This is a genomic window from Dyella sp. C9 (genome assembly GCF_003332825.1).
Classification (GTDB): Bacteria; Pseudomonadota; Gammaproteobacteria; order Xanthomonadales; family Rhodanobacteraceae; genus Dyella.
Map to the genome: position 1 here is coordinate 1 of NZ_QIRF01000006.1, position 14,738 is coordinate 14,738.

Consider the following 14,738-nt stretch of genomic DNA (forward strand, 5'->3'; position numbering starts at 1 on the left):
CCGTGGGGCTGGGGCGGTTACTGGGGCGGTGGCTATTACCCGACCCGCGTGATCGTTCGCCCGCCGCCGCCGCCGCCGCGCTGATCGATCCACCACGAAAAACGCCGGCCACTGGCCGGCGTTTTTTTATGCCGATGGCAGTCGCTCAGCCCGGTGGCCACTGCATGTGGCGCCCACCGAGCAGGTGCACGTGCAGGTGGAACACGGTCTGCCCGCCATGCTCGTTGCAGTTGATTACGGTGCGGTATCCCATCTCGGCCAGCCCCTCGCTGCGGGCGTAGGCCGCCGCGGCCAGCAGCAGCTTGCCGAGCAGCCCGGCATCAGCCGCCGTCGCCGCATCGAGCGTGGCGATCGCCTTCTTCGGGACGAACAGCACGTGTACCGGCGCCTGCGGGTTGAGGTCGCGGAAGGCCAGCACGTCATCGTCCTCGTAGACGATGTCGGCCGGGATTTCGCGCCGGATGATCTTGCCGAAGATGGTGTCGCCCATGGCTCGCTCCTTTCCGATTACAGGCGCAGCAGCATACCTTGCGACGCCGGGTCCACGCGCCTGAATCCGAACTTCGCGTAGAGCTGGTCGGCCGTGCCGTCGGCGATCAGGCCCACCATGGTGCGCGGACAGGCACGCGCATGCACTTCGTCCATGAGCGCCTGCATGATGCGCCGCCCCCAGCCCTGGCCCTGCCAGGAAGGCGCCACCGCGATGTCCACCACCCACAGGAACAGGCCACCATCACCCACGACGCGGCCCATGCCGATCAAGGCGTCGCCGTCGCGCACGCATACCGAGTACCAACTGGCCGGCAGGCCAACGGCCGCGCCTTCGGGCGACATCGCGCTCAAGCCCGCGGCGATGCGCAGGGCGAGATATTCCTCACTTGCCGGAATCTCCGGCGCAAGCCGTGGCGCCATCGCGTCAGTCCACCGACTGGCGGCTGCCGAACGCGTGCGCCAGGGTGCCGCGATCGACGAACTCCAGCTCGCCACCCAGCGGCACGCCGTGTGCAAGCCGGGATGGCTTGACGTTGGCGGCTCGCGCCAGCTGCGCCAGGTAATGCGCGGTGGCCTCGCCCTCGACGGTGGGATTGGTGGCGATGATCATCTCCTCGATCTCGCCTTCGCCCAGGCGCTCGGCCAAACGATCCAGGCCCAGTTCCTCGGGGCCCAGGCCGTCCAGCGGAGAAAGCCGGCCGAGCAGCACGAAGTACTGCCCGCGGTATCCCGTGGCCTGTTCGATGGCAGCCAGCTCGGTGGGCGATTCCACCACGCACAGCACGTGGCGGTCCCGGCTGGAGCTGCTGCACAAGGCGCACACCGGGGTTTCGCTGAAATTGCGGCAGCGCGAGCAGTTGCCGATCTGGCGCATGGCCTCATCCAGCGCCTTGGCCAGGCGCAGGCCTCGCTCGCGGTCGCGCTCAAGCAGATGGAACGCCATCCGCTGCGCGCTCTTGCCGCCTACTCCGGGCAGGCAACGCAGGGCTTCGATGAGGTCAGTGAGAAGTTTGCTCATGGGCAGGGCAAGGAATCAGGGGATGAGGGGCGGGTAGCGGGGACGCCAAGACCGGCTACCCGGGCCAGCTCAAGGATCGCGATGCCATAACCATCGCAAACCAGACGACTCGCAGCAGGTGATCGGTCTTGGCGCCGCCGCTACCCACTCCCAACCCCAGGTCTTCAGAACGGCATCTTGAAGCCGGGCGGCAGGTTCAGGCCCGAGGTGACGCCGCCTAGCCTGTTCTTGCTGACCTCGGCCACCTTGTTCACCGCATCGTTGACTGCAGCGGCCACCAGGTCCTCGGCCATCTCCGGGTCATCGGCGAACAGCTTGCGGTCGATCTGCACGCGACGCACTTCGTGCGCGCCGGTCATCAACACCGTGACCAGGCCGCCGCCGGCGCTGCCAGTGACCTCCAGCTTGGCGATCTCTTCCTGCGCACGCTTCATTTCTTCCTGCATGCGCTGGGCCTGCTGCATCAGCTGACCGATCTGTCCTCTCATGGCATAACTCCGCTATCTCTTCAGTTTTCGTACGGCTTGATCGACTGGGGCACCACGCGCGCACCGAATTCGCGCTTGAGCGTCTGCACCAGGGGATCCTCTTCGATGGCCTGCTCCGCCGCCGATTGGGCAGCTTCGCGGGCGTTGGCGGCACGTGCCGCCGGCGTTTCGCTTGCCGCGCCATGCTCCTCGGCGAAGCGCAGCTTGATGCGTTCGCCCATGGCCTGGCTGATGCGCTCTTCCATCTGGCTGACCATGGGCTCCACGGCCAGGTGCATGTGGATCGGCTGCAGCGCCAGCACCAGGGTGTTGCCTTCGCGCCCGCGCAGTACCGCGTTCTGGGCCAGCTGGCCCACCGGGCCACGCAAGGCCGCCTGCTCGATCAGGCTGTCCCAGGCAGGCAGGCCGCGTGCGTCGAGCGCGACCGGTGCACGCGGGGCAGCCGGCGCGGGCGCGGCGGCCACCGGCGACGGCGCAGCACGCGGCGCCGAGGGCTCGGCCACGCTGGCCATATGCATGCGCTCGTTCGCCACCGGCGAAGCGGCGCGCGGGGCCGCAGTCGGCGCACGCGCCGTGGCCGACGACGAGCCGCGCTCCGCCGGCGAGCCACCGCCGTCGGCGGGCCGGAAGGCCAGCATGCGCAGCACCGCCATCTCAAAGCCCGTGCGGGCGTCCGGCGCCAGCGACAAGTCGCGGCGGCCACTGGTGGCGATCTGGTAGTACAGCTGCACGTCTTCCGGCGCCAGCTGCTGGGCCAGACCCGCAAGGGCGCTGTCGTCGCTGCCGTCGTCGTCAGTGCGGTAACCGGGCACCAGCTGGATCAGCTGGATCTTGTGCAGCACGCTGGCGAGGTCGTCCAGCACGCCGCCGAAATCGGGCGAAAACGAGGCGATGCGCGCGCATTCGGCCATCAGCGTTTCGCCCTGGCCATCGGCCAGCGCCTGCAGCAGGCCCAGCACCTGGCCACGCGCGACGCTGCCGAGCATGGCACGCACTTCATCCACCCGTAGCGAACCGCCGCCATAGGCAATCGCCTGGTCCAGCAACGAGAGGCCGTCGCGCAGCGAGCCGTCCGCGCCACGCGCGAGCTCGGCGATGGCGGCATCCTCGTACGGGATGTTCTCCGCACCCAGGATGTGGCGCATCTGACCGGAGATCTGCTCGGGCAGCAGGCGCTTGAGGTTGAACTTCAGGCAGCGTGACAGCACCGTCACCGGCAGCTTCTGCGGGTCGGTGGTGGCCAGCAGGAACTTCACGTGCGGCGGCGGCTCCTCCAGCGTCTTGAGCAACGCGTTGAAGGCCGGCTTGGAGAGCATGTGCACCTCGTCGACCAGGTACACCTTGAAGCGGCCGCGGGCGGGCGCGTACTGCGCGTTCTCGATCACCTCGCGCACGTCGTCCACGCCGGTGTTGCTGGCCGCGTCGATTTCCAGCAGGTCGACGAAGCGACCGGCATCGACCGCGGTGCACACCGCGCACTCGCCGCACGGATCAGCCGACTCGCCACGCTCGCAGTTCAGCGACTTGGCGAAGATGCGCGCGATGGTGGTCTTGCCCACGCCACGGGTACCGGTGAACAGGTAGGCGTGGTGCATACGGCCGGTGTCGAGCGCGTTGGTGAGCGCACGCACGACATGCTCCTGCCCCACGAGTTCGGCGAACTTGCGGGGGCGCCATTTGCGCGCGAGTACCTGATAAGACATGCGAGGCCTGATCTTGGGGCAAGAACTGATTGTGCCAAGTGGATACCGGTAAGTCAGCACTGACTATCACCGGTCCGGGCAAAGGCCGAAAAGGCGGCGGCCCTGCCAGCCACACCCCGGCACCCGAATCATTCGCTACCGTTGCTCCCTTCCGGGCCTGGCGGAGTTTACGAACTATCGTCGCGGGGGGACCGACAGGGCCACCATAGAGACGTTCTTTTGTACGTCAGCGCAACTGACGCCGGCTTCACTCACTGGCGGAGAGGGCGGGATTCGAACCCGCGATACGGGGATAAGCCGTATACACACTTTCCAGGCGTGCTCCTTCAACCACTCGGACACCTCTCCGCAATGGTGAAACCGCTCGCCGAGGCCCTCAGGCCGCGGCAAAGAGGCGAAAGGATAGCGGCAGTGGACCGTTCACACAAGATAGCAGGCGGGTGTCTCAAGCCCCCTCCTGGGGCACGTCGCGCAGAAACACCGGCAGGTCGGTGGTCGGCGGCCTGGCCGGCACCTGGTAAAACATGTCCGCCACGAAGCCGCGGTGGTAGGTGGCATGGTTCACCACGTGCAGGATCATCTCCTCGCGGCTCATCTGCCCTTCCCCGCCTCCGACGAACTGGAAACGGACCACCTCGACAGCCCGCTCAGGGTCCAGCGCAGCGGCGTAATCCAGGTACCAGGCGTTGATGGCCTGCTGGCGCCGCCGGAGCTCATCCAGTGGCAGCGGCTCGGCCGTGTTGCGACTGGTGTAGCCGTGCGGCCTTCCCTCCAGGTGCGCGCGAAAGATGTCGTCCACCACCCAGGTGTGGCTGAGCGTGCGCAACATGCTGCCGAACACCGTGGCGCGTTCTGCCGCGGCAGCACCCTCGGGCAATGCGGCCATAGCGTCGTAGATCAGGCCATCGGCCCATGCACGATAGCGAAGCAGCTTGAGCAAATGACGGCACGACACGTGACGCTCCTGACGGGAAAGGATTCAACCGGCATCCGGCCGCAATGGTGCGGGCATGGGCAGCACGACGCGCTCGCCAGGACGTGCGATGGCGTAGCCGCGCGCTTGCAAGGCCGCTCCATCGGCTTCGCTGCCGTAATGGTAGAGGCGCAGGCGCGGTCGCAGCGTCTCGGGATATTCGCGCTCGATGTCGTCGATACCGGTATGCGAGGGATTGCCGACCAACCCGCAGTCATGCGCGACCAGCTCGGTCCCGGCCGCCACGCGTGCCAGCACCTCCGGGATGGGTCGGGTGTCGCCGGTATAGGCAAAGCTGCCCGCCAGCGCCACCCCGTACGAGGTGCCCGCCATGTGGTGGCGCGTACCGAACACGTCGAACCATTGGTCGTCGAGCCAGAATCCGCGGGTGCATGGCACCAGCCGGAATGCCTCCCAGAAATTCACCCCGCCTTCGGCCAGGACGTTCGGGTAGTCGGCGACCCGTGCCTGCAGCCAGGTCATCAGGCCTGCATGGATGAACACGCGGGTGCGGCCGCGCCATTGCTCATCAAACCACAGCCGGAAGAACAGCCGCTCCATGCCACCGACATGGTCCATGTGGGTATGGGTGATGTAGAGCGCACGCGGGGGCTCGCCGTAGGCGGCGAGGTAACGGTCGAGCGTATCCGGACCACAGTCGATCAGCAGTACCGGCGCGCCATCGCGCTCCAGCACCACCGCGGAGGAACCGAGTTCCACCGCATGCGCGGCGCCAACACCCAGAAAATGCAGAGTCCAGTTCATGCGCGAAGGGTACGCTCGTAACGATAGACCAGGGGCTTCCACAGCTGCTCCTCGAACACCGCCTCGCCTTGCGCGGCGGCTCCGAGCTTCAGCAGCGACCGACGCAGGCGCGCCAGGTTGGCCTGCTGCCAGCCCTCGTCGGGCGAACGCTGGCGGCCACGATCGAAGTCGATCAGGAACAGTTCGTCGGCACGCACCAGCACGTTGTGCGCGTTGAGGTCGGCATGCCAGATGCCCGCACGATGAAAACGCGCCACCAATGCACCGACCAGTTCTGCCAATTCGCCATCCAGCAACCCCTGCGCAAGGCATTCAGCCAACGTCTGGGCGTCGGCGATGCGGCGGGTGATGAGGTCGGCGGTATAGAACAAGCCTTGGCGACGATAGCGGCAGGCCACCGCCTGCGGGCCCGGCAGGCCCAGCGTTGCGATCAGCCCCAGCAGGCGGAATTCAGCGAAGCAGCGCGTCTGGTCGGCACCCTTCCACAGGTAGCGGTCACCCATCAGTCTCGCGACCATACCGCCACGCCGGTAGTGGCGCAGCACGCACTCACCGGCAGGTGTGTCGATGATCGCCACGCCGCCGCGACCGCCGCCCTGGCGGCGCAAGGCCCCTGCCGCGTCCCAGGCCTCGGGGTCGAACCAGCGGGCGTCGACTTGTGGCGACACCGCGGCGTCGAACAGAATCGCTTCGGCGTCGTCTTCGCGGATTCGTTCCTGAATCGACATAGTGCGTTCCGACGCGTGCCTCAAGCCCAAGTCCCAAGATTCTAGCCCAATGTCCGAGCCCTCCTCGATCTGCCTGCTGCGCACCTCCGCCATCGGCGACGTCACCCATGTCGTGCCGCTGGTACACACCCTGCAGGCGGCCTGGCCGCAGGCGCGGCTGACCTGGATCGTGGGCAAGCTGGAACGCAAACTGGTGGGCGACCTGCCCGGCGTAGAGTTCGTGACCTTCGACAAGGGCGCCGGCTTGGCCGGCATGCGTGCGGTGGGCGAGGCCTTGCAGGGTCGGCGCTTCGACGCCCTGCTGCACATGCAGGTGGCGCTGCGCTCCAACCTGCTGAGCCTGTTCGTCCGGGCCGACCGCCGCGTCGGCTACGACCGCGCCCGCGCCAAGGACGGGCACGGCCTGGTCATCAACGAGCGCATTCCCGCGCGCACCGGCGAGCACGTGCTCGATGCCATGGGGAGCTTCTGCGAGCCGCTGGGACTGAAGCAGACCGAAGTGCGCTGGGACATTCCCATTCCGGAGGAAGCCCACGCCTGGGCCGCCGAGCAGTTGCCCGGCGACCAGCCGACCCTGCTGGTCAGTCCCACCTCCAGCCACGAGCTGCGCAACTGGCGCCCCGAGCGCTATGCCGCCGTGATGGATCACGCCGCTGCACGGGGCTGGCGCGTGGTGCTGGTGGGTGGCCCGTCCGCGCTCGAACGGCGGATGGCCGATGCCGTGCTGGCCGCCTGCCGCCAGGCGCCGCTGGACCTTACCGGCAAGGACACGCTCAAAAAGATGATGGCCATGCTGGTGCGCGCGCCCATGCTGCTCACGCCCGACTCGGGGCCCATGCACATGGGCAACACGGTTGGCTGCAAGGTGCTGGGCCTGCACGCAGCCAGCAACCCGAACCGTTCCGGCCCCTATTCCGACCGCCGCTGGTGCGTCGACAAGTACGACGAGGCATCGCGGCTCTACCTGGGCAAGCCGGCCAGCGAGATTCCCTGGGGCAGCAAGATCGAAAAGCCCGGCGTCATGGACCTGATCGGCGTGGACGAGGTGGTCGACCGCTTCGAGGCTTGCGCCGCGCACCTGGGGCTGGGCTGACCCTAGCTGTGGGAGCACACCCTGTGCGCGAGAAGCCCGCGGAGCGATGACGCCGCAGCGTGGCGATCGCGCACAGGGTGCGCCCCTACAGGGGCCAGGTTGCGCTTATTTGGCGCGGTAGTCCTGGTACGACTTCTCTTCCACCAGCTGCGAGCCGAGCTTGACGTTGATCTCGCGCTTCACGGCGGCACGCTCGTCGTTCTGGAAATAGACCGAACGCGCCAGTTCGATGAACTCGGCGTCGAACGCCTGTGCCTTTTCCTTCAGCCGGATGCGGTCCTCGATATCCCACAGCGCCTCGTTCACGGCGAGCAGGCGAGCGCGTTCGGCGGCAATGTCAGTGCGGGACGCCGGGTGCGCGGCCCAGGTGGCGTTGAGCAGGTCGAGCTCGGTCCGCACATTGGCCAGCTTGGCCGCGTCGCTGATCTGCCGGGATTTGATTTCGAGAATGGTGATCTTGTCGATCAGCTCGCCGTAGGAAACCGGGACTTGGATGAGGCTCATGGGAACTCCAGGGGAATGGACCTTTGCGCGGTGACGGATCGGTCACGACGGCCGGCCGGCAAAGTGCACATCATAAGTGGTCTTGTCCCATCATTCAGTCGAGCCCGCTAGACTGATGCCGCACCCGATCCCAAGGAGAGAGAGTTCATGCTTAACCCGCGTCTTCTGATGCTGCCCCTGGCCGCCCTGCTTGCCGTCAGTTCGTTTGGCGCCAGTGCACAGGCCGCCCGTGGCGGCGTGCTGGTCCGCAACGATGGCATCTACATCCGTTGCGACCAGTGCGGCACTGTCGAAGCCATCGACCAGAACATCAACAGCCAGGGCAACGACCACAGCGTGGCCGGCACCATCATCGGCGGCATCGCCGGCGGCGTGCTGGGCAACCAGATCGGCAAGGGCAAGGGCAACACCCTGGCCACGGTGGCCGGCGCCGTCGGCGGCGGCTATGCGGGCAACCGCATCGGTGCCAACAGCGGTGGCCCGACCCAGAGCTTCACGCTGCGCATCCGCATGGGCAACGGCGGCTACGCCAACGTCACCGTGCCGGACGCCAGCGCGATCCGCACGGGCGACCTGGTGCAGATCGAGCCGAACGGCAACATCACCCGCATCCAGTAAGCACTGGCGATTGCCACAAGAAAAAAGCCGGCCTCTGGCCGGCTTTTTTTATGCTCAACCGCGATGGACTCGACGCAAGCGAGCTTCCAGCGCGTCGAAGAACTCCGGCGGCAGCATCGCGCGCACCGGCACCGACCACCAATGGGCCTGGGCGAAGGCCCGGCATTTCACGGCGTCCTTCTCGGTCATCAGCACCGGCTTGCAGTCGCCAAAGTCCAGATCCCCCGCCACGAAGGCGTGATGATCGGGGAACGGATGCTCCACGACCTGCAGCCCCTGCGAGCGCAGGCTGGCGAAGAAGCGCAGTGGGTGCCCGATCGCGGCTACGGCATGAACGGTCTGCCCGACGAAATCGGCCAGCGGCTTTACGTGGTCGTCCAGTAGCGCGCGTACGGTCCCGCCACGCAGTTGCATCGGCACGTCGCCCGGTCCCACCGCGCCACCGTTGCAGATACGGAAATCGACTTCCTGCAGCCGCGACATCGGTTCGCGCAGCGGTCCCGCCGGAAGCAGGCGGCCATTGCCGAAGCGGCGCACGCCGTCGATCACGCAGATCTCCACGTCCCGGGCCAGCGCGTAGTGCTGCAGCCCGTCGTCGGCGATGACCACGTCGCAGCCAGCCTCGATCAGCAGGCGGGCCGCCGCCGGCCTGTCCCGCCCCACGGCCACGGGCACCCCGCTGGCCCGGATCAGGCAGGGCTCATCGCCGACCTCGGCCGGATCGGGTGCCACGCCAAGCAGCAAGGGTTCCTTGCGGGTGCCGCCATAACCACGACTCACCACGCCTGGCCGGTAGCCGCGCTTGCGCAAGGCCTCGGCCACGGCGATGGTCACTGGCGTCTTGCCGGTACCGCCCGCGGTGAGGTTGCCGACCACCACCACCGGCACCGGCAAGCGCGCGCTGCGCAGCACGCCACGGCGGTACAGCGCCCGGCGCAGCGCGCTCACACCCCGGTAGAGTCCCGCCAGGGGCGCAGTCCACCATGGCACGCGACCCTTGCCGTACCAGGCCGATTGGATGCGGTCGGCCATGCTCATGCCATGGCCCTCAGTCGGTGCCCTGGCTGTGGAACTGCATGCGGTGCAACGCGGCATACTGGCCACCGAGGGCCAGCAGCTCAGCATGCGTACCCCGCTCGACGATGCGGCCGAGGTCCATGACGGCGATCTGGTCAGCGTGTTCAATGGTCGACAGGCGATGGGCGATCACCAGCGTGGTGCGGTCGCGCATCAGGCGCTGCAGCGCCTGCTGGATCAACCGCTCGGACTCGGTATCGAGCGCACTCGTCGCTTCGTCCAGCACCAGGATCGGCGCGTTCTTGAGGATCGCACGGGCAATCGCCAGGCGCTGGCGCTGTCCTCCCGAAAGCAGCTTGCCGCCCTGGCCGATGTGGCTGTGGATGCCCTGCGGCAGGCGCTGGATGAATTCCAGCGCATTGGCCGCCTCGGCCGCCGCAAGGATTTCCGCCTCGCTGGCGCCGGCGAGCTCGCCGTAGGCGATGTTCTCCGCCACGGTGCCGTCGAACAGCACCACGCTCTGTCCCACCCACGCGATCTGGCGACGCAGCGAGGACAGGGTGAAGCTCTCGTAATCGTGCCCGTCGATCAGGATGCGCCCGCTCGTGGGGGCATTGAAGCGAGGCAGCAGGCTGACCAGGCTGCTCTTGCCGCTGCCCGAGCGGCCGACCAGGGCCGTGACCGTACCCGGCGCACAGTGCAGGTTGACGCCACGCAAGGCCTCGAAGTCGCCGCGCGGATAGATCAGGCCCACGTCCTCGAAGCGAATATCACCTCGGGTGCGCTCCAGCACGCGCGTGCCATCATCCACCTCCGGCGCCATATCGATGATCTCGAACAGGCTTTCCGCCGCCGAGATGCCGCTCTGGATATTCGATTGGATGTTCGCCAATCGCTTGAGCGACGGCATCATGCCGCCCATCGCGGTGAGGACGGTGATGAATACACCAGCCGACATGTGCTGGATCTCGAACGGCCGCGTGGCCAGGAACACCATCACCGCCAGCGCGAGCGCCGCGACGGTCTGGATGGCCGTACTCGATTGCGCGTTGGTCGAGGCGATCTTGAGGTTCAGGCGACGCGTGTGATCGGTGACGTCCTTGAAGCGGGTCGCCGCCTGCTCCTGGCCGCCATAGACGCGGATTTCGCGATGGGCCTCGACGGATTCCTCGACCGTGCCCGTCACCGACCCCATGGTGCCCTGGATGCGGCGGCTGATGGAGCGATAACGGCGACTGACGATGCTGGCGATCAGCATGATCAGCGGCACCATGACGAACAGCGCCATGGTGAGATAGGCACTGGTGCTGAGCATGACGTAGATGAAACCGATCACGGTCACGCTTTCGGTCACCACCACCTTGATCGCGTCGGTGGACGCCGAGGCCACCTGCTCGCTGGTGTAGGTGATGCGTGATACCTGGTGACCTGAATGCTCACGGCCGAAGAAGGTCGCCGGCAAGCGCAGGTACGCGGCGAACACATCCCGCTGCATCGCGTTGACCACGTTGCGGCCGATGTACGACACGCCGTAGCTGCTGGCAAAGGTGCCCACGCCGCGAACCAGGAAGATCAGCACGATCCAGATCGGCATCCAGAAGATCATCACCGGATCTTTGTCGACGAACAGCTTGTCGATCATCGGCTGCAGCAGCTTGGTGAACACTGCCAGGCCGCCACCGTCGATGATCATGCCAAGCACGGCGATGGCGCCGACCACCCAGAACCGCTTGGTATAGCCCAACAGGCGCTTGTAGATCCGGATCGTGTTGGCGTCCCAGATCTTGACCTTGCCGTTACTCACTGGCTGTTGTCCGCCTGACTGGGTGTCGTGGCAATGGACAACCGGGTGAAGCCAAGCTGCCCCAGCGCGTCCATGGCCGTCACCACGTTCTGGTGCGGCGTCATGGCATCGGCGCGAATGGTGACCTGGCGGTCGCGGTCTTCGCCGGCAACATTCGCGATGGCCTGCTTGAGCGGCTCGACGCCCTGCCCATGCACCTCGTCGCTGCCCACGTAAAAATGACCATCGCGATCCACCACCACGGTAAGCGCCGGCGCCTGCATGTCACGCTCCTCGGCACTGGCCTTGGGCAGCGTGACCTGCATCCGCGAGTGCTGGATGAAGGTGGTGGTGAGCACGAAGAACATCAGCAGAGTCAGCAGTACGTCGATCAGCGAGATCACGTTGATCTCGAAATCGTCCTGCCGACGATCGTTACCGATACGCATGGTTCAGCCTGCGCTCGACTCGGTGGTACGGGCCGGGCGCGCACGAGCCGCCGTGGCCTGCTGGTTGAAGGTGAGCTCATCGAGCAGCTCGGTGGCCTGCTTTTCCATCTCCACGCAGTAGCCAGCCACCTTGGAACGGAAGTAGCGATGCAGCACGTAGGCCGGGATGGCCACGATCAGGCCGGTGGCGGTACAGATCAACGCTTCGCCGATGCCGCCGGCCATCTTCATCGGGTCGCCCACGCCGCCCTTCATGACTTCCATGAACATGCGGATCAGGCCGACCACGGTGCCGAGCAGGCCGAGCAGCGGGCCAATCAGGGCGATGGTGCCCAGGGTGTTGAGGTAGCGTTCCATGCGATGCACCACATGGCGGCCAGTGTCCTCGATGCGCTCCTTGATCAGCTCGCGCGGGCGGTTGCGCACGGCCAGCGCCGAAGCCAGCAGTTCGCCCAGCGGCGATCCGTTGGCCAGAGCTGCCAGATGGCTGGGGTCGAGCTGGCCCGAGCGTGCCCAGGTGCGCACTTCGTCGCCCAGGCCCGGGGGCAGCACCGAACGACGGCGCAGGGTCCAGCAACGCTCCAGCACGATCGCCAGGGCGACCGCCGAACAGATCAGGATGGGCAACATCGCCCAGCCACCAGCCATCAGGATTTCCAGCACAACGACTCCGCGACACTCAATCGTTAGGAAGGGCGCATCATAACAGTCTCTTCCGGCGGTTCCGCGGCACCGGTGGCAGTTGGCGCGATCCACCGGAGTAAGTGCCACCCTTGCCCTGCCAACCCTTGCCCTGCCTCATTCGCGCCAGTAGCGAGACTGCCGTTGCCGCCAACGCGCCACCACCCGGGGCGGGCCATCCGGCGGCACGTCGACCTGGATCGCCCCTGCCGTGGCGGTGTTCAGCCAGGCAACCCCTGCCTTTTCGTAACGCTCCACCACCAGCGGATGCGGATGTCGAAATCGGTTGCGCCAACCCGCCGAGAACAGCGCGAGGACGGGGTCAGTGGCTGCGATGAAGGCCGCGCTGGAAGAACTGCGGCTCCCATGGTGTGGAACGGTCAACACCAGCGGCGGGCCGGGCGGCAGGCTGGCCACCACGGCTGGCTCGACCCGGCTGGAGATGTCGCCGGTGAGCAGCGCCCGCCCGCCCACGCCTTCGACCAGGATCACGCAGGAACGGTCGTTGCCACTCTCGGTCCGCGCCCCGACACGCAACACCTGCACGGTGACGCCGTCCCACTGCCAGGATTGCCCTTCGGCGCATGCAGCCATCGGCAACGGCAAGCGCTCAGGTTCGCCCGATCGCCGCTCCGCATCGGGATAGGCGGCCGCCACCGCAGGAATCCCGCCAGCATGATCGTTGTCCGCGTGACTGGCCACTAGCAGGTCCAGACGTCCCAGGCCCAGCGCCCGCATCGACGGCAACACCGCCGCCTCGCCCAGGTCGAACTCCGAGGGATAGCGCGCGCCGGCGTCGTACAGCAGCGCGTGATGCCGGGTGCGCACCAACACGGACAACCCCTGCCCCACGTCGAGCATCCACAGCTGGAAGCCGCCGTGTAGCGGCAGGTTACGCGGGGGGAACAGCAGCGGCAGGAACAGCAAGCCGCCCAGCCAGCGTGCAGGCACACCCCGTGGCATGAGCAGCCAGGTCGCGCCGATCATCGCCAGCACGACCGGCACCAGCCTCACGTCGGGCAGATACCAGTGGGCGCCTGGCCAGCCAGCCATAAGGTCGAGCAACCACCATTGCAGGTGAACCAGCTTCCCCGCGCACCACAACACCGGTGTCGCCGCCGGCGGACACAGCCCCAGCAGCAGGACGCCCATCAGGGTGCAGGGCACGATCACCAGGCTGACGAAGGGCACCGCGACGAGGTTGGCCAGCCCGCCCACCAGCGAGGCCTGTCCAAAGAACCATAAGGTCAGGGGCAACAACGCCAACGACATGGCGAGCTGCGCCATCGTCAACTCATGCAGGAAGCCGCGCAGGCCGCGCGCTCGCACGACCAGGCACAGCATCAGGAACGCCACGCCCGCGAAGGACAACCAGAAGCCCGCCGAAAGCACGCACAACGGATCGAACACCAGCACCACCACCAGGGCCAGCGCCAGGGACTGCAGGCCGGCCGGCTGGCGACGCAGGCAGCGCGCCCATGCCACCACCGCGATCATCAACAGGCTCCGCACGGTCGCCAGCCCGAAACCGGCAAGTGCGCTGTATACCGCCGCCAGCAACAGGGCCACACCCGCTTCAAGCTGCGGGCGCGGCAAGCGCAACGCCAGCGTCGGCAGGCACAGGTAAAGCAGCCGGGCCAGCCACACCCCGAAGCTCGCCGCGACCCCCACATGAAAACCCGAGATCGCGATGAGGTGCGAGATGCCATTGGCCCGCGCCACATCCCAGTCGCGGTTGCTGAATCCGCGGGTGTCGCCTACGGCCAGCGCCTGCACGAACGCCGTGTCACGAGGAACGGCGATGCGCTCGGCGATGCCGCGGCTGATGCGCTCGCGTGCGCTGTCGATGCACCACGACGCCGCCTGTTCCGCGGCGTCGCGCACGTAGCCGGAGGCCACGACCCCGCGTTCGAGCGCGCTTCGCTCGGCGTCTCCGCCCCCGGGGTTCAACAGCCCTCTTGGCCGCTTCGCGCGCACGGTCAGCTGCCAGCGGCTGCATGCGCGAAGCGGCGGGGCACCGTTGTACCAGTTCACGCGCACCCGTCCATGCAAGTCCAGCGGCGTGCCGGCCACACTCGCCCCATCGACGCGCAGGAGAAACCCGGCGCTGTCCGGGCCGACCTTGGGCAAGTCGATGAGCTGTCCGCTGAGCTGGATGTCCTGGCCTTCCAGTTCGCGGGGCAGCCGTGCGTCCATGGCGCTGCCACCGCGCAGGCTGGCCCAGGCCATGCCGAGCAGGCACCAGGCGAGCAGCCGGACACGCCCACCGCGCAACATCGCGCCACCCGCGACCGCCATCAGCACCAGGCACATCCAACGCGGCGGCAAGGGGTTCAGCCATTGCGTCGCCAGCACGCCCGACAACAGCATGACGCCCGCCGGCGCCGCTCCTTCCTGCCGCATCGCCACCCCTCCCTGGGAAAGCC

The 14,738-nt window shown here is 67.2% G+C and carries 16 protein-coding genes, 1 tRNA gene and 1 other RNA gene; 2 read left to right on the forward strand and 16 right to left on the reverse strand.

Going from position 1 to position 14,738, the window contains the following annotated elements:
- Positions 1–145: 145 nt before the first annotated feature.
- The 10 genes from DVU99_RS09615 to DVU99_RS09660 form a co-directional block, all read right to left on the reverse strand.
- Positions 146–490, reverse strand: coding sequence for a histidine triad nucleotide-binding protein (locus DVU99_RS09615; protein ID WP_114240000.1), 345 nt, complete (start codon positions 488–490; stop codon positions 146–148).
- A 17-nt stretch (positions 491–507) separates the two neighbouring features.
- Positions 508–912 carry a GNAT family N-acetyltransferase gene (locus tag DVU99_RS09620; RefSeq protein WP_114240001.1) on the reverse strand — a complete coding sequence of 135 codons (405 nt, stop codon included), beginning with the start codon at positions 910–912 and terminating at the stop codon, positions 508–510.
- A 4-nt stretch (positions 913–916) separates the two neighbouring features.
- Positions 917–1,510 (reverse strand): recombination mediator RecR, encoded by a 594-nt coding sequence (gene recR, locus DVU99_RS09625; RefSeq protein ID WP_198670252.1) that lies wholly within the window; start codon positions 1,508–1,510, stop codon positions 917–919.
- Between the two features lie 164 nt (positions 1,511–1,674).
- Positions 1,675–1,998, reverse strand: a complete 324-nt coding sequence (locus DVU99_RS09630) for a YbaB/EbfC family nucleoid-associated protein (protein WP_114240003.1) — start codon at positions 1,996–1,998, stop codon at positions 1,675–1,677.
- 20 nt (positions 1,999–2,018) lie between these two features.
- Complete coding sequence (dnaX, locus tag DVU99_RS09635) at positions 2,019–3,701, reverse strand: DNA polymerase III subunit gamma/tau (RefSeq protein ID WP_114240004.1); 1,683 nt, start codon at positions 3,699–3,701, stop codon at positions 2,019–2,021.
- Positions 3,702–3,801: 100 nt separating this feature from the next.
- An RNA gene (ffs, locus tag DVU99_RS09640) (signal recognition particle sRNA small type) lies at positions 3,802–3,898 on the reverse strand.
- A gap of 58 nt (positions 3,899–3,956) precedes the next feature.
- Positions 3,957–4,049 (reverse strand) — tRNA-Ser (locus tag DVU99_RS09645).
- 97 nt (positions 4,050–4,146) lie between these two features.
- A complete protein-coding gene (locus tag DVU99_RS09650; protein WP_114240005.1) occupies positions 4,147–4,656 on the reverse strand; it encodes a DinB family protein in 510 nt (169 codons plus the stop codon).
- 24 nt (positions 4,657–4,680) lie between these two features.
- Positions 4,681–5,439, reverse strand: coding sequence for an MBL fold metallo-hydrolase (locus tag DVU99_RS09655; protein ID WP_114240006.1), 759 nt, complete (start codon positions 5,437–5,439; stop codon positions 4,681–4,683).
- Complete coding sequence (locus DVU99_RS09660; protein WP_114240007.1) at positions 5,436–6,167, reverse strand: 3-deoxy-D-manno-octulosonic acid kinase; 732 nt, start codon at positions 6,165–6,167, stop codon at positions 5,436–5,438. Before DVU99_RS09660 ends, DVU99_RS09655 begins: the two co-directional genes overlap by 4 nt.
- A gap of 49 nt (positions 6,168–6,216) precedes the next feature.
- On the opposite strand from DVU99_RS09660, the gene DVU99_RS09665 reads away from it, so the two are divergent.
- Complete coding sequence (locus tag DVU99_RS09665; protein WP_114240008.1) at positions 6,217–7,260, forward strand: glycosyltransferase family 9 protein; 1,044 nt, start codon at positions 6,217–6,219, stop codon at positions 7,258–7,260.
- A gap of 105 nt (positions 7,261–7,365) precedes the next feature.
- Here the strand turns inward: DVU99_RS09665 and DVU99_RS09670 are convergent, their stop codons facing one another.
- Positions 7,366–7,764: a DUF6165 family protein gene (locus DVU99_RS09670; RefSeq protein ID WP_114240009.1), complete on the reverse strand. Its 399-nt coding sequence runs from the start codon at positions 7,762–7,764 to the stop codon at positions 7,366–7,368.
- A 147-nt stretch (positions 7,765–7,911) separates the two neighbouring features.
- Between DVU99_RS09670 and DVU99_RS09675 the strand changes: the two genes are divergently transcribed.
- Positions 7,912–8,382, forward strand: coding sequence for a glycine zipper 2TM domain-containing protein (locus DVU99_RS09675; RefSeq protein ID WP_114240010.1), 471 nt, complete (start codon positions 7,912–7,914; stop codon positions 8,380–8,382).
- A gap of 54 nt (positions 8,383–8,436) precedes the next feature.
- On the opposite strand, the gene lpxK is transcribed toward DVU99_RS09675, so the two are convergent.
- The 5 genes from lpxK to DVU99_RS09700 all read right to left on the reverse strand — a co-directional run bounded on the left by lpxK (position 8,437) and on the right by DVU99_RS09700 (position 14,715).
- Complete coding sequence (lpxK, locus tag DVU99_RS09680) at positions 8,437–9,420, reverse strand: tetraacyldisaccharide 4'-kinase (RefSeq protein ID WP_114240011.1); 984 nt, start codon at positions 9,418–9,420, stop codon at positions 8,437–8,439.
- Positions 9,421–9,430: 10 nt separating this feature from the next.
- Positions 9,431–11,203 (reverse strand): lipid A export permease/ATP-binding protein MsbA, encoded by a 1,773-nt coding sequence (gene msbA / locus DVU99_RS09685; RefSeq protein ID WP_114240012.1) that lies wholly within the window; start codon positions 11,201–11,203, stop codon positions 9,431–9,433.
- A complete protein-coding gene (locus tag DVU99_RS09690) occupies positions 11,200–11,631 on the reverse strand; it encodes a biopolymer transporter ExbD (RefSeq protein ID WP_114240013.1) in 432 nt (143 codons plus the stop codon). The genes msbA and DVU99_RS09690 overlap by 4 nt, the downstream gene beginning before the upstream one ends.
- 3 nt (positions 11,632–11,634) lie before the next feature.
- A complete protein-coding gene (locus tag DVU99_RS09695) occupies positions 11,635–12,279 on the reverse strand; it encodes a MotA/TolQ/ExbB proton channel family protein (RefSeq protein ID WP_114240146.1) in 645 nt (214 codons plus the stop codon).
- Between the two features lie 150 nt (positions 12,280–12,429).
- The gene (locus DVU99_RS09700; RefSeq protein WP_114240014.1) at positions 12,430–14,715 is read right to left on the reverse strand and encodes a DNA internalization-related competence protein ComEC/Rec2; all 2,286 of its coding nucleotides are present in this window, start codon (positions 14,713–14,715) and stop codon (positions 12,430–12,432) included.
- Positions 14,716–14,738: the final 23 nt, after the last annotated feature.